Source organism: Mycolicibacterium sp. ND9-15 (genome assembly GCF_035918395.1).
GTDB lineage: Bacteria > Actinomycetota > Actinomycetes > Mycobacteriales > Mycobacteriaceae > Mycobacterium.
The window spans coordinates 2,013,932-2,032,542 of sequence record NZ_CP142362.1 but is presented as its reverse complement, the minus strand read 5'-3'; the positions used below and the strand labels follow the sequence as shown (position 1 = coordinate 2,032,542).

Below are 18,611 nucleotides of genomic sequence, written 5' to 3'. Positions count from 1 at the left end.
ACCTGCACCTCACTGTGACGGAGTCTCCCTATTAACCGGTCGGTTGGGAGTCACGATACCGTTCACGACATCGGCTAATCCACGGCCGTCCCGCAACCGGCGGCAGTTGTCCACCGCCTGCCTCAGGTACCGCCGCATGGTGTCGGCGGTGTACCAGCTCACGTGCGGGGTCAGTACAACGTTGTCGTGTCGGAGCAACGGATTGCCGGGCGCAATGGGTTCGGTCGCAAAGACGTCCAGGCCGGCGCCCGCCAACGTGTCCGCCAGCAGCGCGTCGACGAGGGCCATCTCGTCGACGATGGCGCCGCGGCTGGTGTTGACCAGCACCGCACCGGGTTTCATCAGGCTCAGCGCTGCACTGTCGATCATGCCTGCGGTCGACTCGGTCAGCGGAAGATGCAGCGAGACAATGTCGCTGGCGGCGAGCAGGTCGGGCAGTGCACGCCAACCGGGATGGCCGTCGTCGCGGGTACTGGTGTGCAAAACCTCCGCGTCCATCGCCTGGACTATCCGCTCCACCCTCTTGGCGATGTTGCCGTAACCGATCAAACCCACGGTGCAGCCGCCGATGTCGCGCACCGTCTCGCCCAGGCTCGGATCGGACGGCCAGCCCCGGCCCTCGCGCGTGATGCGGTCGAGTTCGGTCAGCCGGCGCACCGTGGCCAGCATCATCAGCACGGCGCCCTCTGCTACCGACGGAGCGTTCGCCCCGGGCATGTTGGCGACCGCGATGCCCAGACCGGTGGCGGCGTCCACGTCGATGGTGTTGACCCCGGCGCCCATCTTGTGTACCAGTAGACAGCGCTGAGCCTTGGCGAGGTCGTCACCGGAGATCGGCCGTAGCACGTGCCAGATCACCTCGGCCTCGGGAAGCTCCCGGTAGAAAGTCGTGTCGTCGTTCTCCGCGCAGTACCGAATGTCGAGCCAATCCGACTCTGGTGCAACGAAATCAACGGCCTTATCGCCGGGGACGAAATGGGCGAGGACTCTCAGCGCCATCGCTTCGCGATCCACTTGGCGATCGTATCGGCCTGCTCGGTGCGCGCACCCGGAGTGGTGAAGTAGTGGTCGGTGTCGATCGAGCACTGCGTCTTGTCCGTGCTGGCCAGCGCCTCGAAGATGTGCTGTGCGTCGGACGGGTACACGCCGGTGTCCTGATCGGCGTTGATGACCAGCGCGGGGCAGGCGATGCGGTTGAGGTGTGGTTCGGCGCGGGTCTGGGCGTGTCGCAGGCTCCACATGCCGATCCAGTTCCGCAGCGTGCATGCCGCCGCGATGCCGCGCGCAGATCGGTTGGCCTGCACCGGCACTCCGGCATAGCACATGTTCGCCGGTCGTTTCGTCGGCTCCAGTGTCGGATCCACCATCCGCGGGTCCGCCCACGTCCGCAACACCGTGAACGGACGGTCGGAGAAGCCGGCTGCGCGCACGTGCTCGAGTTCGGCTTCGGCCCAGTCGGTTATCGCGTGGTTGCGCGCGACCTGGGCGGCTCGGTACCGCTCGACGAACCCTGCCGAGAACGGGGGTCCGTTACGTTCGTCGAAGAGGTCGAGTTCAGGATCGCTTGCCACCGCGTCTGTTTCGTCGATCACAGCGCCGTCCATCCAGGCGGTGAGCACGTCTGGGCGGCCCGGATGTGCGGCGGTGGCGACATAGCCGTCGGCGGACATCAGGTCGGTGAGCCCCGCCGCAGGGCGCATGCCCTGCAGCGGCGTGACATGAGGGTCAACGGCTTGTGCCTGGTACGCCGCCATCAATGACCCGCCACCGGAATTTCCGAGCAGCACAATCGTTTCCACTCTCTGCACCTCCCGCAACCAACGCACCCCGACGCCGATGTCGACCAGCGCGTGGTCGAGCAGAAAACTGCTCTCGAACCCGCGATAGCGGGTGTTCCAGCCGAGGAAGCCGATGCCGCGGGTGGCCATGTAGTCGGCGAGATAGTGCTCGGAGAAGTCGATCTGGTAATGCGTGGCGATCATCGCCACCTTTGGCTTGCGGCCGACTCCCCGGTGATAGAGACCCTGACACGGGTGGCCACCGGCGCCGGCGCGGCGGGCGGTGGGGGAGTCGAGGCCGATGAACTCTCGGATGACACCCGGTGTTGCGGTGTTCGAGGGTGTTCTGGTCACTTCGGCCCCCGGTGGTCCGTCGGGTAGTCCTCACCGACCCAAAAGTTCTGTGGTTGAGTAGTTTCGGTGATGTCGTCGACCACCGTGAGCGGCAGGGGGACGCGCGGGACGATGGTCATACCAGTGCCGGTCCGTTCGTCATTGCTCGAGATTGCACCTGATGCTAAATTCGATTTGCGTTTCTGGCCAGAGATTCGCCTTAGGAGGCGCCAGGTGATCAGGCCCGACAATCCAAACTCCGAGTTCCAGCTCGGCGGTATCAATCATGTGGCATTGGTGTGCTCGGACATGGCGAAGACCGTCGACTTCTACAGCAACATTCTCGGGATGCCGCTGATCAAGTCGCTCGATCTGCCGGGAGGCATGGGGCAGCACTTTTTCTTCGACGCGGGCAACGGCGACTGTGTGGCGTTCTTCTGGTTCGCCGATGCGCCGGACCGAGTGCCGGGCATTTCCTCGCCAGAGGCGATTCCGGGGATCGGCGACATCGTCAGCGCGGTCAGCACGATGAACCACCTGGCTTTCCACGTGCCTGCCGAGAGGTTCGACGAGTACCGGCAGCGCCTCAAGGACAAGGGTGTGCGGGTCGGTCCGGTGCTCAACCACGACGAGAGCGAGGCGCAGGTCTCGCCGACCGTGCATCCCGGCGTCTACGTCCGATCGTTCTACTTCCTCGACCCCGACGGCATCACGCTCGAATTCGCCTGCTGGACCAGGGAGTTCACCGACAGCGATGCGGGTGCGACGCCGAAGACGGCCGCCGACCGGCGCCCCAGGGTGACCGCCTAGCGGTTCCCGGACGTCTGCAGGCCCGAGAGCGCGTCGATGCCGCCCGCGAGCCGGTCGACAAGCTCGTCCCAGTCGAGTCGAAGCGTGCCCGCCAGCCATGCGCTGATGGTCTGGCGGACTCCACCGACGGCGAAATGCGCTGTTGCCTCGTCGAGTTCGGTCTCGAGCGCGCCTGCGTGTTGGAATAGCAACGTCGCGAACAGGGCAGTGGACTCCGCGCGCTTGCGCACGATCTCCGTATTGGACAGTTGAACGCTGAACACCAGACGACCCACACGCTGGTCGGCGGCGACGGTGCGCACGATGTTCGCCATCGCCGCACGTGACTGTTCCCGCACGGGCACCGCGGCGACCGCAGCCTGGGTCGTCGCCGCGATGTCGGCTATCACCCAGTCGTAGACCTGGCCGGCGAAGTCGTCCTTGTCGGTGAACGACTCATAGAAGTAGCGGACACCTAGCCCCGCCTCGGCGCAGATCGCCCGCACCGTCAAGTCGGCGGGATCCTGGCCGCTTGCGCCGAGCAGGTCGAGGCCCGCCTCGAGCAGGCGGCGCCGGCGCTGCGCGAGACGCTCGCTCGCGTCGACGCCGCGATACGGACGGACCTGTGCCACAACGCCATCTTGACACCCGGCTTCGACCGGGGGCAATATCAGGAAACACCTGTTCTCACTTTTGCGCGATAGGGGTCTCTCATGGTCTCCGAGCCGATCGACCACGTCGGACGAGCGGTCAACGATCCGGTCCTGCCCGGGGTGCGGCTGCGGCGAGACGTCGCTCCGGAGGACGCCATGCTCGGCATCGGGCTGCTGTCCGGGCCGGCCAACGTGATCATGGAGCTCGCGCGGCCCGGCGTCGGCTACGGCGTTAAGGACAGCCGGGTCGAGAGTGGCCGCGCCGACCGGCACCCCATCAAGCGGGCGCGGACCACGTTCACGTACCTCGCCGTCGCGCTCGCGGGCAGCGACGAGCAGAAGGCGACGTACCGGCGCGCGATCAACCGGTCGCACGCCGAGGTGTACTCGCTGCCGGACAGCCCGGTCGAATACAGCGCGTTCAGCAGGGACCTGCAGCTGTGGGTGGCCGCATGCCTGTACAAGGGCTTCGTCGACGTGTACCGGATCTTCGTCGGCGAGATGGATGACGAGTCCGCGGACCGCCACTATCGTGACGGCGCTGCGCTGGGGACCACGCTGCAGGTGCCCGCGGAGATGTGGCCGGCCGACCGCAAGGCCTTCGACGAGTACTGGCAGGAGTCGCTCGACAAGGTGCACATCGACGAAGCGGTGCGCGAGTACCTGTGGCCGATCGCCGCGGGCCGGATCGGCAACGTCAAGGTTCCGGCGTGGCTGCAGAAGCGCACGGATGCCGTCAACCTCTTCATCACGACAGGCTTTCTTCCCCAGCGGTTCCGCGACGAGATGGGGCTACCGTGGGACGCGGCCAAACAGCGCCGGTTCAACCGCATGATGGCCGCGCTGGGCCGCGTCAACAACGTGATGCCGCGCTTCGTCCGGCAGTTCCCGTTCAACGTGCTGCTCAAGGATCTGGACTGGCGCGTTCGCATGGGCCGCCCATTGGTCTAGGTCGCGCGCCGGGCGCGGCCCGCCTGTGTGCACCCGGATCGCGAAATAGCCTCGCAAATGGCGGTTTTGCGATCTCGATGCCCACTAGACGCGGTGGCTGCCAGGTTGGTGGCGTACAAACAAGTACATGCGTACCGATGACGACAGCTGGGACATCACCACCAGCGTGGGCTCGACGGCGTTGTTCGTCGCGGCCGCCCGCGCACTGGAGGCGCAGAAGGCCGATCCGGTCGCGGTCGACCCGTTCGCAGCGGTGTTCTGCCGGTCGGCGGGTGGGGAGTGGGCCGCACTGCTCGACGGGGGAGCCCCCGAGCATGCGCTCAGGTCGGAGTTCGGTGTGGACTTCGTCAACTTCCAGGGCGTTCGCACCCGCTACTTCGACGACTACTTCCGCCGGGCCGGCGCCGCGGGTATTCCCCAGGTCGTGCTGCTGGCCGCGGGTCTGGACTCGCGCGCGTATCGCCTCGAGTGGCCCGACGGCACCGTGGTGTTCGAGTTGGACCAACCGCAGGTGCTCGAGTTCAAACGCCAGACGCTCGCCGGACACACCCCGCGCGCGGAACGCCGCGAGATTCCGGTCGACCTCCGCGACGACTGGCCACAAGCCCTGCGCGACAACGGCTTCGACGCGGGGAAGCCATCGGCCTGGATTGCCGAGGGGCTCCTGATCTATCTGCCCGCCGAGGCCCAACTCCAGCTGTTCACCGGCATCGACTCCCTGGCCGCACGCGGCAGCCACGCCGCCGTGGAGGAAGCGACGCCGATGGACGCCGCAGCGTTTCAAGCCAAGCAGGAAGAGGAGCGCGCCGCCGGCGACGAGAACACGTTCTTCAACCTGGTCTACAACGAACAGCACGAGCCCGCCGCGCAGTGGTTCGGCGCCCGCGGCTGGCATACCGAGGCCACACCACTGCCGGACTATCTGCGTGCGCACGGTCGTCCGGTACCGGCGGAGGACTCCGAAGCGGCGACGATGATCAGCACGATAAGCCTGGTGAGCGCCGTCAAGGCGTGAGCTACCGGGTGTCGATGAGTCTGGCAACTCCGCGCATCACCGTCCGACTGACCGCATACCGGATCCGCGCGCGTGGTGCCGGCGGCGTGTGTGCTGGAAAGGTTCCGAGCCGCGGGAATAGGGCGAGTGCGTTGTCGTGTTCGATGGCAGAACGGGTCTGCGTATCGATGGCTGGGTAAACCTCCAGGCCGGCGGCGAAGAGCTTGCCCGCGGGCAGCGGTGCGAAGGGCCAGTCGGAGCCGAAGGTGATGCGGCCGGGTTTGGTGAAGGCGAGCAGCGTGGGTAGTGCTGCGGCGCTGGAGGACAGCGCGGTGTCGAAGTAGAAGCTCGCGAAGTCGTCGAGGCTGTCGGCGGGGCTGGCGCCGGTGTCACCTGCGATGGCGACGGCCATGCGGTGGCTGGCATAGGGCACGAACCCACCGGCGTGGCTGAGGATGAATCTGATGTTCGGATACTTGCGGCGTATTCCGTTGCGCACCAGGAGATACGCCGCGCGGGTGGTGTCCAGGAGGAAGTCCGCGGCGAACGGCTGCACGCCGGGGACGGTCGGGCCCGGTAGGTCGGCCGGGTGGACGAACACGACGGCTGAGCGCTCGTCGAGGGCCGCCCACAGGTCGTCTTGGCCGTCTTGGCCCAGGTAGGTGCCGGCGTTGTTGGCCAGCAGCACCACGCCGTCGGCGTGCAGCGTGTCCAGAGCGCGGGCGGCCTCAGCGGCGGATTCGCCGATGTGAGGCATGGGGATGGTGGCGAAGAAGCCGAATCGTGCGGGGTTGTCGGCGACGAGTTGGGCGCCGTAGTCGTTGAGATCGCGAGCCAACGCTGCGGCGTCGCCTCCCGCGGACAGGAAGGTGGTGCCTGGTGTGGACACCGACAGGATCGCGGTCGATACGTTGAGCTCGTCCATTGCCTGCAGGGACGCCTCGGGGCTCCAGTCGGGCAGGGCGCGGCCGCCGGCGTCGTCGATGCGGGCCTTGCGCAGCGCGTCTCGGTAGAAGGGCGGTATGGCGTGGTGGTGGGTGTCGATGCGAGTCACGCTGGAACGTCTTCTTTCGCGGTGTCAGTTGTCGGGGATGCCGGCGCCGGCGAGGGCGGGCACGGCGTCTTCGCGGCGCAGCAGCGACTGGGCGCCGGTCTTGAACTGGTGCAGCTTGTCGATGATGGTCTGTCCCTCGGGGGTGTGGCCCCAGATGCTGATGCCCCGATAGGTAGCGGGTTCGAAGGTTTGTTCGTCGATGACCACGGGATTCCACCCGACTTCCCATTCGAATTCGGACGGGGTCATCGCGTAGAAGGACAGTTCCCTGTCGTTGGTGTGCTGGCCCATCGACAGCGCCATGGCGAAGCCGAGCTCCTTGACCCGCTGGTAGGCGGCGGTCACGTCGTCGAGGTCGGCGGCTTGGATGTTGAGGTGCTGGATACGGGTGCGGATCGGGTTGAGCGGCAACCGGTTCACTGCGGCGATCGCGATGGAGTGGTGTCGCTCGTTCACCCGTAGGAACCGGATCTTGAGCTTGACGCCACTGATGGTCTCGTCGATGTAGTCGGTGAGCCGTGCGTCCAACAGGGTGTCGTAATAGCCGCGCATCTGATGCGGCTTCTTCGAGGTGATCGCGACGTGGCCCATGCCGGAGTTACCGGTGACGAAGCCGCGGCTGAGCACGGTCAGCGGGTCGGGGGTGGTGTGGGCGCGGGTGAACAGTTCCTGGGCCAGGCCGTTGGGTCCCGGGATGCGCACGAGGCGTTCCACGCCGCGCAGCGCGGCTTCTTCGGCGGTGCCGTCGGTGACCGGGACGCCGTGGCGGGTGACGCGGCGCAGGATCTCGTCGAAGGTGGCGTGGTCGTCGAGTTGCCAGCCCACGGCGGTGACATCTTCGGCGGGTCCGCGTTGCAGCAGAAACCGGCACTGGTGGTCGTCGAGCCGGAATCGCACGACGTCGCGCAGGGTGTCGTCGAGGTGCATGCCGATGGCGTCGCGGCCGAAGCGGCGCCAGTCGGCGAAGCGGTCGGTCTCCACGACGAGGTAACCCAGGTGCACGTTCCCGAACACGCAGCGGTCGGTCATGACACGAAAAGCCCTCCCGCGGAGAGGAATTCGATGGCAAGCCGGTTGAACAGTCCGGCGCGTTCCCACTGCATCCAGTGGCCGGTCCGCGAGGTCATGATCAGTTCGGCGTGGGGCATGGCGTTGAGCAGCGCGGGTCCGCCGGCTGGTTTGTTGACCTTGTCGTCGCGACCCCACAGCACCAGTGTCGGGGTTTGCAGCGTCTTGAGTCGGGGGTCGCGGGTCAAGTCCATGCGCCACAGCGTGCGGAGCGCGAATGGCCCGGACGGGCGGCGCAGCGGCGGGTCGGCCACCACCTCGGGGTCGATGGAGGCCTCGTAGCGCAGGTCGATCAGTTCGTCGGGTACCGATGCGCCGTCGTAGACGAGGTAAGTGCGGATGAACATCTCAAGTTTGTCGCGGCTGGGGCCGTCGCCGCCGTAGTAGCCAAGCAGACTGTTCAGCCCCGCGGTGGGCAGACCTCTCGTGGTGCCTATACCGCCGGGACCCATCAACACCAACTTGTTCACCCGCTGCGGGGTGTCCAGGGCCAGACGCAGGGCGGCCGCACCGCCGTAGGAGTTGCCGATGAGATGCGCAGTGTCGATGTCGAGGTGATCGAGGAGGCCGCGGATCATGTCGGCGAGATAGCCGAAGGGGTCGGACTGGTCGACACCCTTGACCGAGCGGCCGTAGCCGGGCATATCGGGGACGATGACGCGGTAGCGCGCCGCGAGGGCGTCGATGTTGCGGGAGTAGTTCGAGACGCCGGAGGCGCCGGGTCCGCCGCCGTGCAGCATGACCACCGCCGGTCCGGAGCCGGTTTCGGCGTAGAAGATCGGCTTCTCGCTCACGGTGACGGTGTGTTCGGTCAGGTCGGCGGTGATCATGCGGTGACTCCCTCTCGGGTTGTGGTGACGGTGGCTGAAGGGCAGGACGTGGTCAGGCCGACCGGTGGCGGTGCCAGCGGCTGCCCGGATCGTGCTGCGGCATAGATGAACCCGTCGGGCCGGACAACGACGGCGTCTGCGTTCTTGGCGACGAGCCAGGTACGAAGTTCGTTGTTGCAGTCGGTGACGATTCCCGGCGATGGTGTCGCCCGCGGGCCGGCCAAGCAGATCACCGGGGCGCCGATCGCTTTCCAGGCGGAGTTGCCGGCTGGGGCGGGGCCGGTGTGCAGGACGGCCCACTGCCCGCCGAGGAGGTCGTCGAGTCGCACAGTGGTGCCGCTGTCGTCGGTCACCAAGGGCTGCGGGATCTGCCACCCGGAGGCCGAATGCTGGTCCGTGGCGAAGAACCCGTCGTCGTAACGGGCGTCAGGAATCCAGTAGAGCTTTTGTCCGCCGCTGAGTACGCCGGGAAGCTTGGTGAGCACGCGAAGAACGTGGTTGCGCAATGCGCACACGCTTCTACGCCGCTCGGTGATGACCCTGCCGACGACGACGGCACGCCTGGTGACCTCGGTGACATGGGGTTTGCGTTCGGTCTCGTACGAGTTGAGCAGGGCTTCGGGGGCCTGCCCGCGCACGACGGCCGCGATCTTCCAGCACAGGTTGGCCGCATCGCGTACGCCGGCCGACATACCCTGCCCGATCCACGGCGGCATGGCGTGGGCCGCATCACCGGCGAGGAAGACCCGGCCCACGCGCCAACGGTCGGCGACGCGGACATGATGGCTGTAGACCACCGCGCGCAGGATCTCGACGTGTTCGTCGGTGATGCCCTGATCGTTGAGAACCCTCCACACGTAGTCGTCCCTCACGAGCGCTTTCTCGTCCTCGCCCGCGCTGGCGGGATACTCCCAGCGGTGGTGTCCGAGTGGGGTGGGACAGTCGACCGTCGGGCGCTCGGGGTTGCAATGAAAGCGCAACCGGTCGTGGGCATCCCACCGCTTGAGCACCTTGGTGTCGATGACCACCCAGCGCTCCCCGTAGGTGCGTCCGGTATAGCCGATGCCGAGCAGGCCGCGCGTCGGTGAGGAGCCACCATCGGCGGCGATAACGTACGAAGCGCGGACCCGGCGCAGGGTGTCGGCGCGCAGGTCGCCGATCAACAATTCGACGTGGTCGCTCTTGTTCAGGGCGCGGAGGCATTCGGCTTCGAGGAGCACCTCGACATTCGGGAATCGGGTGACGCCTTCGCGCAGCACCTGGTCGATGGCGGGCTGGTAGATGAATTGCTGCGGCGGATGCCCGCAGCCGCGGCCGGTGATGGCGGTCTCGATGAACGGCACGCCCTCGGCGTCGACGAAGGCCACCGGCCGATCGGGCAGCATGTCGCGCTGGAGCCGGTCGGCCAGACCGATCGACTGCCACACCCGTAGTACCTCTTCATCGGTGGAGATGGCGCGTGCGCGGGAGTACACGTCGGGATCACGTTCGACGACAACCACTTTGAGGCCGAGCCGGCCGAGCAGGTTCGCGGCAGTGGCACCGGTGGGGCCGTAGCCGACCACCGCCACGTCGCATGTCAGATCGCTCACTGCCGGCTCCGGTCGGTCCACTTGTTCTGTAGTGATCACTACGGTAGCGTAGTGAACGCTACAGAGTCAAGCATGGGAAAGGGTCAGGCGGTGGCCGACAACGAACCCCCCGGCAAGAGGCGGCGACGCGCCGACGGAGAAATCTCGCGCGCCCGAATCCTGGACGCCGCAACCGAAATCGCCTCGGAGCGCGGCTACGAAGGCACCAGCATCGGCGCTGTCAGCGCGAAGTGCGGCTTGCCGGCCAGCTCGATCTACTGGCACTTCAAAGACAAAGACGACCTGCTCGCCGCGGTCATCGAACGCAGCTTCGGCACGTGGTTGACGGCATGGCAACTGCCTGCCGACGGCTCGGCGGTGAAGCGTCTCGAGGCGGTGGCGGCCCGAGCTGCCAAAGCTCTGCTCGATTCACCGGACTTCATCCGGCTGGGCCTGATGCTCGCTTTGGAGCGACGTCCCGTCGAACCGCGAGCGCGAGCGATGTTCATCGAGGTACGCGAGCAGGCATACCGGACGCTCACGTCGGGACTCGGGGGACTGATACCGGGCTTGACCGACGCGCAGGTTCACCAACTGGCCACTTACGCGCTCGCCGGCGCCGACGGACTGTTCATCACCAGGGAAATCGGCGGCGACGCTATCAACCTGATCGAGATGTTCGAACTTCACGCCCGCGCGGTCTACGCCACCGCCGTCGCGATGATCGAGGACAACGCCCGGTGAACGACATGTTCTTCACCTGATCCACAACCAATCGGCAGTGCACAACCCATTTGGCTGTCGCGCTTTCGCCTGTTCGCGGGCAGCACGTGAGTCTGTACAAGTTAGCTTAGTCAATGCTAACTTCGTGCGAACTAAAGTTAGGCTGCCATAACTCCGGGGAGATCACGGCGCGTGCCGCTACCAACCGATTCTGCCGCGACTTCGCGCGTCGACCACGACGTGGTGAGTCGGTTCGCCACATGTTGCCGAGCCCTGGGACTGTCGGTGCACGAGCGTCGGCGCCCACCGGACCCGGTCGCGGCCCGCGCCGGTTTCAGCGAGCTCACTCGCATCGCCCGGGACCAGTGCGATGCGTGGACAGGGCTGGCGGCTGCGGGTGACACCAGTCCCAAGGTCCTCGAAGCCGTCTGGCGGACCGTCACGACCGCGGGGGTGCTGCAGCGCCACGTGCAACTCGCCGAGGGCGCCCTGGCGTTCACCTACGATACCGGGCTCTACCTCAAGTTCTCTGCGGCGGCACCCGACGACTTTGTATTGGCCCACGCCGTAATGCTGTGCAATGCCGGTGATTTCGCCGCGGCGGACAAACTGGTCGAGCCGCTGATCACTCGGCGTCCGAACTGGCTCGACGCGCGGTGGGTGCGGGTCGCGATGTACTACCGCGCGGAGCGCTGGTCGGATGTGGTCCGGCTGATCACCCCGATCGTCAACGACACGCGGCTGGACGAGACGTACGCGCATGCGGTGCGCGTCGCGCTCGGCACCTCGCTGGCCCGCCTCGGCATGTACGCCCCCGCGCTGTCGTACCTCGAAGAGCCCGCCGGGCCAGTCGATGTCGCGACCGTGGACGGCACTCTGGTCAAGGCGCTGTGCCTGCGGGCGCAAGGCGAGGAACTCGACGCCGCCGACGTGCTCGCCGAGCTCTACGCCGCCAACCCCGAGAACGAGCAGGTCGAACTCGCGCTGTCGGACACCTCGTACGGCATCGTGCCGACCACGGCGGCGCGCATCGAGGGCCGCTCCGACCCATGGGACCCGGAGACCGAGCCGAACGAGGCCGACTTCGTCGACGCGGGCGCCAAGGAGCGCAAGGCGCATCTGCTGGTTGAGGCCGAGGCCGAGCTCGCCGAGTTCATCGGCCTCGAAGAGGTCAAGTATCAGGTCGCGCGGCTGAAGAGTTCGGTCGCGATGGCGCTCCGCCGCCAGGAGCGCGGCCTGACCGTGGCCCAGCGCACCAACCATCTGGTGTTCGCCGGCCCGCCCGGCACCGGTAAGACCACGATCGCGCGCGTGGTCGCCAAAATCTATTGTGGGCTGGGCATTCTCAAAAAGGAGACGGTCCGCGAGGTGCATCGTGCCGACCTGATCGGCCAGCACATCGGCGAGACAGAGGCCAAGACCAACGCGATCATCGACAGCGCGCTCGACGGGGTGCTCTTCCTCGACGAGGCCTATGCGCTGGTGTCGACGGGAGCCAAGAACGACTTCGGACTGGTCGCGATCGACACCCTGCTGGCGCGCATGGAGAACGACCGCGAGCGGTTGGTCGTCATCGTCGCCGGGTACCGCAAGGATCTCGACGCGTTCCTCGACACCAACGAGGGTCTGCGGTCCCGTTTCACGCGCAGCATCGACTTCCCGTCGTACACCGCGCACGAACTGGTCGAGATCGCGGTCCGCATGGCTGAGAAGCGCGACAGTGTCTTCGAACCGGCGGCACTCGCGCACATGGAAAAGCTGTTCGGCCAACTGGCTTCGGTGACCACACCGGACGCCGCAGGCGTGGACAGACGCAACCTCGACATCGCCGGTAACGGCCGGTTCGTCCGCAACCTGGTCGAGCGCTCCGAAGAGGAGCGCGAGTATCGACTCGACCACTCCGATTCCGACGATTTCACAGATGACGAGCTGATGACCATCACCGACGAGGACGTCACCCGATCCGCCATTCCGCTGCTGCGCGGCCTCGGTCTGGCGGTGCCCGAATGACCCAGCCCGACAGTCCGGATCGTCGGGCCTTCACCTCGCGAACACCGGCCAACGAGAACCCCGACCGGGTCGTGTACCGCCGCGGGTTCGTCACCCGCCATCAGGTGACCGGATGGCGGTTCGTCATGCGGCGCATCGCATCCGGTGTCGCCCTGCACGACACCCGCATGCTCGTCGACCCGCTCCGCACCCAGACCCGTTCGGTGCTCGTCGGTGCGCTGGTGTTGATCACCGGCCTCGCCGGGTGCTTCGTCTTCTCGCTGATCCGCCCCGGCGGGGTGGCCGGCAACGACGCGATTCTGGCCGACCGCACCACCTCGGCCCTGTACGTCCGCCTCGGCGAACAACTGCACCCCGTGTTGAACCTGACCTCCGCGCGCCTCATCGCCGGCCGCCCGGACAACCCCGCACAGGTCAAGACGAGCGAGATCGACCAGTTTCCCCGCGGTAATCTGATCGGCATACCCGGGGCGCCGGAACGCATGGTGCAGAACACGACTCACGACGCCGACTGGACGGTGTGCGACGGGGTTTCCGGACCCGCTGTCGGTGTCACGATGATCGCGGGCGCGCTGAGCGACGGCGGCGAGCGCGCGGTCCCGCTTCCGGACGACAAAGCGATCCTGGTTGCGAACCCGAGCGGCCCGAACGCGGGAACCTGGCTGCTGTGGGACGGCCGTCGGAGCCCGATCGACATGAACGACCGCGCGGTCACCAGCGCTCTGGGCCTGGGCACCGGGCCGCTCGACGCCCGTCCGATTGCGCCCGGTCTGTTCAACGCGGTGCCGGAGGCGCCCGCACTTACTCCGCCCGTCGTCCCGGGCGCGGGCGACCCGCCGCGGTACCCGTTGCCGGTGCCGGCACCGGCCGGTGCGGTGGTGGCCGCCTTTGCCGCCGACAACACGCTGCGTCACTACGCGGTGTTGGCCGACGGCCTGCAACCGATTTCGCCGGTGATCGCTGCGATCATGCGCAACACGAACTCGTTCGGCCTCGACCAGCCGCCGCGCCTGGGCGCCGACCACATCGCGCGCCTGCCCGTGGCCGACGTCATCGACACCGATGCGTATCCCCGCCAACAGCTTTCGCTCGTCGAGGCCGCCGATGCCCCGCTGACTTGTGCTCGATGGACGCGACCCGCCGACGCCACCAGCGCAACGCTGGAACTCCGTTCTGGGGTCACGTTGCCGGTGGCCGACGAACTGCGTACCGTCCCGCTGGTCGGGGCCGGTTTCGGCACCACCGCGAACCGGGTGGCACTGACACCCGGCCGCGGGTACCTGGTCCAGACGGTCGGACAGGACGACGGGGGAGCCTCGACGGCCCCCGTCGGCGGCGCATCCTTCTGGCTCAGCGACGTCGGCGTGCGTTACGGCCTCGACGAGGCCGGTGACGAGGACACCATCTCCGCGCTCGGGCTCAGCGGGCCCGCAGTACCGATTCCATGGTCGATGCTGAGCCAGTTCGCGCCCGGTCCGACGCTGTCGCGCGGCGACGCGTTGCTGGCCCATGACGCACTGGCCGCCGACCCCCGACCCGCCGTCGTGAGGGAAAGTCCGTGAGCCGACTCATTTTCGAGGCGCGTCGCCGCATCCCGGTGCCGACGACGCGCAAGGGCACCATCACGATCGAAGCGCCACCCGAACTGCCCCGGGTGATCCCGGCGTCGCTGCTGCGACGGGTGCTGCCCTACCTGATCGTCATCCTGATCGTGGGCATGATCGTCGCGCTGTTCGCGACGGGCATGCGGCTGATCTCACCGACGACGCTGTTCTTCCCGTTCGTGCTGCTGTTGGCCGCCACCGCGCTCTACCGCGGCACCGACAACAAGATGCGCACCGAGGAAGTCGACGCCGAGCGGGCCGACTATCTGCGTTATCTGTCGGTGGTCAGGGACAACGTGCGCGCGCACGCCGGCGAGCAGCGTGCGGCGCTGAAGTGGTCGCATCCGGATCCGGGGCTGCTCATCGATGTGCCCGGCACGCGCCGACAGTGGGAACGCGATCCCCACGACTCCGATTTCCTGGTGGTGCGGCTCGGAACCCACGACACCCCGCTGAACGCCACGCTGCGGGTGAAGGACAGCGCGGACGAGGTCGACCTGGAGCCGGTGTCGCACAGCACGTTACGGGCACTTCTCGATGTGCAGCGGACGGTGCGTGCGGCGCCGACCGGTGTCGACCTCGGCAAGGTCTCCCGCATCACGGTCCTCGGCGAACCCGACGAGGTTCGAGATGCGCTGCGCGCCTGGATCGCCCAGGCGGTCACCTGGCACGACCCGGCGGTGCTTGGCATCGCGCTGCTCGCGCCGGACATCGAGAGCGAGGACTGGGCCTGGCTCAAGTGGTTGCCGCACAACGACGTTCCCGGGGCGGTCGACGGGGCCGGACCGGCCCGCTACCTGGCGTCCGATATCGTCGAACTGCGCTCGCTGCTGGCACCGGCGCTCGATGACCGATCGGCGTTCGGCGCCGGCGGCGACGAAGCAGAAGTCAAACATCTGATCATCGTCGTCGACGATCCCGATGCGGACACCGCCGCACTGGTCCCTCGGGGCGGACTGGCCGGTGTGACGCTGGTGCAGCGCATCGCCGAACCGCCACACCGCGAACAGTACGCCGATCCGGAGCGGCCGATTCTGCAGTTGAGGGACGGCAAGCTGCAGCGGTGGCACACGGGTGGCTGGCAGTCGTACGTTGACGCCGCCGACCAACTCGACGTCGCGACCGCACGCCACATCGCACGCCGGCTGTCGAAGTGGGAGACGAACCCGAGCCATGCCCGCACCGGCAGCGCCGGTGTCGCCACCTTCTCCACACTGCTCGGCATCCCGGATGCCGCCGCGCTCGACGTGGCGAGCCTGTGGGCGCCGCGGACGCGCGCTGACGAACTGCGGGTGCCCATCGGTGTGACCGCCACCGGCGAACCGCTCGCCTTCGACCTCAAGGACGAGGCGGAGGGCGGCATGGGCCCGCACGGCCTGATGATCGGTATGACCGGCTCGGGTAAATCGCAGACGTTGATGTCGATCCTCTTGTCGCTGTTGACCACTCACTCCGCGGACCGGCTGATCGTGATCTACGCCGACTTCAAGGGTGAGGCCGGGGCCGACATCTTCCGTGACTTCCCGCAAATGGTCGCGGTGATCTCGAACATGGCCGAGAAGCGTTCACTCGCCGACCGGTTCGCCGACACCCTGCGCGGCGAGGTGGCCCGGCGCGAGCAACTGCTGATGGAGGCCGGCCGCCGGGTGCAGGGCAGCGCGTTCAACTCGGTGCTCGAGTACGAGGCTTACCGTGATTCGTCGACAGCGGCGGCCTACGACCTTCCGCCCCTGCCCACACTGCTCATCGTCGCCGACGAGTTCTCGCTGATGCTGTCGGATCATCCCGAGTACGCCGACCTGTTCGATTACGTCGCGCGCAAGGGACGTTCGTTCCGCATCCACATCCTGTTCGCGTCGCAGACGCTGGATGTGGGCCGGATCAAGGACATCGACAAGAACACCTCGTATCGAATCGGGCTCAAGGTGGCCAGTCCGGCCGTCAGCCGCCAGATCATCGGGGTGGAGGACGCGTTTCACATCGAGGCCGGCCCCGAACACAAGGGTGAGGGCTTCCTGGTGCCGACGCCGGGGGCCATGCCGGTCAAGTTCCGCAGCACCTATGTCGACGGCATCTATGATCCGCCTCGGATCGAGAAGTCCGTTGTGGTGCAATCGGTTCCGGTGCCGCGACCATTCACCGCCGGTCACGTCGAAGCGCCCGCCGAGACCGTCATCATGTCCGATCCGGCCGTTCACGAGGAGCGCGCGCCCCGCAAGCTCATCGCCACCATCGGCGATCAGCTCGCGCACTACGGTCCGAAGGCGCCGCGGCTGTGGCTGCTGCCGCTGGAGGATTCGATCCCGCTCGACGAGCTGGTCGCCCGCGTCGATGTCGCCGAGCGCGAACTGCGCTGGCCGCTGGGCGAAATCGACCGGCCGTTCGCGATGCGCCGCGACCCGCTGATCTTCGACGCCAGGTCCGCGGCGGCCAACGTGCTGATCCACGGCGGGCCGAAGTCGGGTAAGACGACTGCGCTGCAGACGTTCATCCTGTCCGCGGCCGCCCTGCACACGCCGCGCGACGTGACGTTCTACTGCCTGGACTACGGCGGCGGTCAACTCCGTTCGCTGCAAGACCTGGCTCACGTCGGCAGTGTCGCCTCGCCGTTGGAACCCGAGCGCATCCGGCGCACGTTCGGCGAGCTCGAACAGCTGCTACGCGCCCGCCAGGCGCACGGTCACTCGGGGAACGGCCGGCGCGACGAGTACGGCGAGGTGTTCCTGGTCATCGACAACCTGTACGCGTTCAGCCGCGACAACACCGACACCTTCAACACGCGGAACCCGTTGCTGGCCAAGGTCACCGAGTTGGTCAACACCGGGATGTCCTACGGCATCCACGTCGTCATCACCACCCCGAACTGGCTCGAGGTGCCACTGGCGATGCGTGACGGCCTCGGGCTGCGCCTCGAGCTGAAACTCTCCGACGCCCGCGACAGCAACGTCCGGGTGACCGGTGCGCTGCGGCGGCCAGCCGAAGCGGTGCCCGCCGATCAGCCCGGTCGCGGCCTGACCATGGCAGCCGAGCACTTCTTGTTCGCCGAACCGTCACTGCGTGACATCGCGGTGATCAACGAGCGCCATCGCGGCGCCGGCGCACCGCCGGTGCGGCTGCTGCCGCACGACCTGCCGCCGAGCGTGCTGGCCCCGTTGTATCCGGCACCGGAACGGGTCGTCGTCGGCCAGCGCGAGAAGGATCTCGCGGCCGTGTCGATGGCGTTCGAGCAGAACCCGTTGCTGATGGTGTTCGGCGATGCCAAGTCCGGCAAGACGACGCTGCTGCGTCACCTGATCCGTACCCTGCGGGAGAACTCCACGCCCGACCGCGTGGCGTTCACGGTGATCGATCGTCGCCTGCACCTGGTCGACGAACCGTTGTTCCCGGACAACGAGTACACACCGAACATCGACCGGATCACCCCGGCGATGATGGGGCTGACGGCGCTGCTCGAGAAGCGTCGTCCGCCGGCGAACCTCTCCCCGCAGGAACTGAGCCGGTGGAGCTACCGGTCCGGCGAGGACACCCACACCCACTACCTGATCATCGACGACGTCGACCAGATCCCCGACGCACCCGCGGTCAGCGGCCCGTTCGTCGGGCAGCGGCCCTGGACCGGCATCATCGGATTGTTGTCGCAGGCAAGCGAGTTGGGCTTGCGCGTCATCGTCACCGCACGGGCGACCGGTTCTGCGCACGCACTGATGACCGCACCGTTGCTGCGTCGCCTCAACGAACTGCAGGCGACGATCCTCATGCTGTCGGGTAATCCGCAGGACAGCGGCAAGATTCGCGGCCATCGGTTCCGCCGGTTGCCCGCGGGTCGCGCGATGTTGGTCGATGATGGCGATACCCCGACCTTCCTGCAACTCGTCAACCCGTTCGCGGACGCGGTTGCGCAAAGCACCGGCAACAACGGCAACAGTGGAAGGGAGCTCAACTGATGACTCTTCGTGTCGTCCCCGAAGGCCTCGCCGCGGCGGCTTCCGCCGTGGAGGCACTCACGGCCCGGTTGGCCGCGGCCCACGCCGCCGCCGCGCCCGCGGTCACCGCCGTGGCGCCGCCGGCCGCAGACGCGGTGTCGCTGCAGACCGCCGCCAGCCTGAGCGCCCATGGCACCCAGCACAATACGGTCGCCGCCCTCGGTGTCGAGGAGCTCGGCCGGTCCGGCATCGGCGTCGGACAGTCCGCTACCAGCTACGCCACCGGTGACGCGGCGGCAGCGGCGAGTTACCTGGTCGCCGGCAGCTGAT

The 18,611-nt window shown here is 67.3% G+C and carries 16 protein-coding genes; 8 read left to right on the top strand and 8 right to left on the bottom strand.

The window, feature by feature from the left end; genetic code table 11:
* Positions 1-9 precede the first annotated feature (9 nt).
* From QGN32_RS09980 to QGN32_RS09970, 3 genes are read right to left on the bottom strand one after another with little or no spacing between them, the layout of a single operon-like run.
* Positions 10-999, bottom strand: a complete 990-nt coding sequence (locus tag QGN32_RS09980; RefSeq protein WP_326549010.1) for a 2-hydroxyacid dehydrogenase — start codon at positions 997-999, stop codon at positions 10-12.
* Positions 990-2,132, bottom strand: coding sequence for an alpha/beta hydrolase (locus QGN32_RS09975; protein ID WP_326548410.1), 1,143 nt, complete (start codon positions 2,130-2,132; stop codon positions 990-992). Before QGN32_RS09975 ends, QGN32_RS09980 begins: the two co-directional genes overlap by 10 nt.
* Entirely contained in the window at positions 2,129-2,251 is a 123-nt protein-coding gene (locus tag QGN32_RS09970) for a hypothetical protein (RefSeq protein ID WP_326548409.1), read from the bottom strand. The genes QGN32_RS09975 and QGN32_RS09970 overlap by 4 nt, the downstream gene beginning before the upstream one ends.
* A gap of 94 nt (positions 2,252-2,345) precedes the next feature.
* On the opposite strand from QGN32_RS09970, the gene QGN32_RS09965 reads away from it, so the two are divergent.
* The gene (locus QGN32_RS09965) at positions 2,346-2,921 is read left to right on the top strand and encodes a VOC family protein (RefSeq protein WP_326548408.1); all 576 of its coding nucleotides are present in this window, start codon (positions 2,346-2,348) and stop codon (positions 2,919-2,921) included.
* On the opposite strand, the gene QGN32_RS09960 is transcribed toward QGN32_RS09965, so the two are convergent.
* Positions 2,918-3,532, bottom strand: coding sequence for a TetR/AcrR family transcriptional regulator (locus QGN32_RS09960; protein WP_326548407.1), 615 nt, complete (start codon positions 3,530-3,532; stop codon positions 2,918-2,920). The two genes, QGN32_RS09965 and QGN32_RS09960, sit on opposite strands and share 4 nt — an antisense overlap.
* 81 nt (positions 3,533-3,613) lie before the next feature.
* On the opposite strand from QGN32_RS09960, the gene QGN32_RS09955 reads away from it, so the two are divergent.
* Positions 3,614-4,504, top strand: coding sequence for an oxygenase MpaB family protein (locus QGN32_RS09955; protein WP_326548406.1), 891 nt, complete (start codon positions 3,614-3,616; stop codon positions 4,502-4,504).
* Positions 4,505-4,631: 127 nt separating this feature from the next.
* Positions 4,632-5,519, top strand: coding sequence for a class I SAM-dependent methyltransferase (locus tag QGN32_RS09950; protein WP_326548405.1), 888 nt, complete (start codon positions 4,632-4,634; stop codon positions 5,517-5,519).
* 1 nt (position 5,520) lies between these two features.
* Here the strand turns inward: QGN32_RS09950 and QGN32_RS09945 are convergent, their stop codons facing one another.
* Genes QGN32_RS09945 through QGN32_RS09930 form a run of 4 tightly spaced genes read right to left on the bottom strand, consistent with a single transcriptional unit; the run spans position 5,521 to position 10,042 of the window.
* A complete protein-coding gene (locus tag QGN32_RS09945) occupies positions 5,521-6,552 on the bottom strand; it encodes an amidohydrolase family protein (RefSeq protein ID WP_326548404.1) in 1,032 nt (343 codons plus the stop codon).
* 24 nt (positions 6,553-6,576) lie between these two features.
* On the bottom strand, positions 6,577-7,581 hold the full coding sequence (locus QGN32_RS09940) for a VOC family protein (protein ID WP_326548403.1): 1,005 nt from the start codon (positions 7,579-7,581) through the stop codon (positions 6,577-6,579).
* The gene (locus QGN32_RS09935) at positions 7,578-8,450 is read right to left on the bottom strand and encodes an alpha/beta fold hydrolase (RefSeq protein ID WP_326548402.1); all 873 of its coding nucleotides are present in this window, start codon (positions 8,448-8,450) and stop codon (positions 7,578-7,580) included. The genes QGN32_RS09940 and QGN32_RS09935 overlap by 4 nt, the downstream gene beginning before the upstream one ends.
* Positions 8,447-10,042, bottom strand: coding sequence for a bifunctional 3-(3-hydroxy-phenyl)propionate/3-hydroxycinnamic acid hydroxylase (locus QGN32_RS09930; protein ID WP_326548401.1), 1,596 nt, complete (start codon positions 10,040-10,042; stop codon positions 8,447-8,449). The genes QGN32_RS09935 and QGN32_RS09930 overlap by 4 nt, the downstream gene beginning before the upstream one ends.
* Before the next feature lie 72 nt (positions 10,043-10,114).
* Between QGN32_RS09930 and QGN32_RS09925 the strand changes: the two genes are divergently transcribed.
* The 5 genes from QGN32_RS09925 (at position 10,115) to QGN32_RS09905 (ending at position 18,610) form a co-directional block, all read left to right on the top strand.
* Positions 10,115-10,765, top strand: a complete 651-nt coding sequence (locus QGN32_RS09925; protein ID WP_326548400.1) for a TetR/AcrR family transcriptional regulator — start codon at positions 10,115-10,117, stop codon at positions 10,763-10,765.
* A gap of 171 nt (positions 10,766-10,936) precedes the next feature.
* Complete coding sequence (eccA, locus tag QGN32_RS09920) at positions 10,937-12,754, top strand: type VII secretion AAA-ATPase EccA (RefSeq protein WP_326548399.1); 1,818 nt, start codon at positions 10,937-10,939, stop codon at positions 12,752-12,754.
* A complete protein-coding gene (gene eccB / locus QGN32_RS09915) occupies positions 12,751-14,316 on the top strand; it encodes a type VII secretion protein EccB (protein ID WP_326548398.1) in 1,566 nt (521 codons plus the stop codon). The genes eccA and eccB overlap by 4 nt, the downstream gene beginning before the upstream one ends.
* Positions 14,313-18,302 (top strand): type VII secretion protein EccCa, encoded by a 3,990-nt coding sequence (gene eccCa, locus QGN32_RS09910; RefSeq protein WP_326548397.1) that lies wholly within the window; start codon positions 14,313-14,315, stop codon positions 18,300-18,302. The genes eccB and eccCa overlap by 4 nt, the downstream gene beginning before the upstream one ends.
* On the top strand, positions 18,302-18,610 hold the full coding sequence (locus QGN32_RS09905) for a PE domain-containing protein (RefSeq protein WP_326548396.1): 309 nt from the start codon (positions 18,302-18,304) through the stop codon (positions 18,608-18,610). The genes eccCa and QGN32_RS09905 overlap by 1 nt, the downstream gene beginning before the upstream one ends.
* Position 18,611 lies beyond the last annotated feature (1 nt).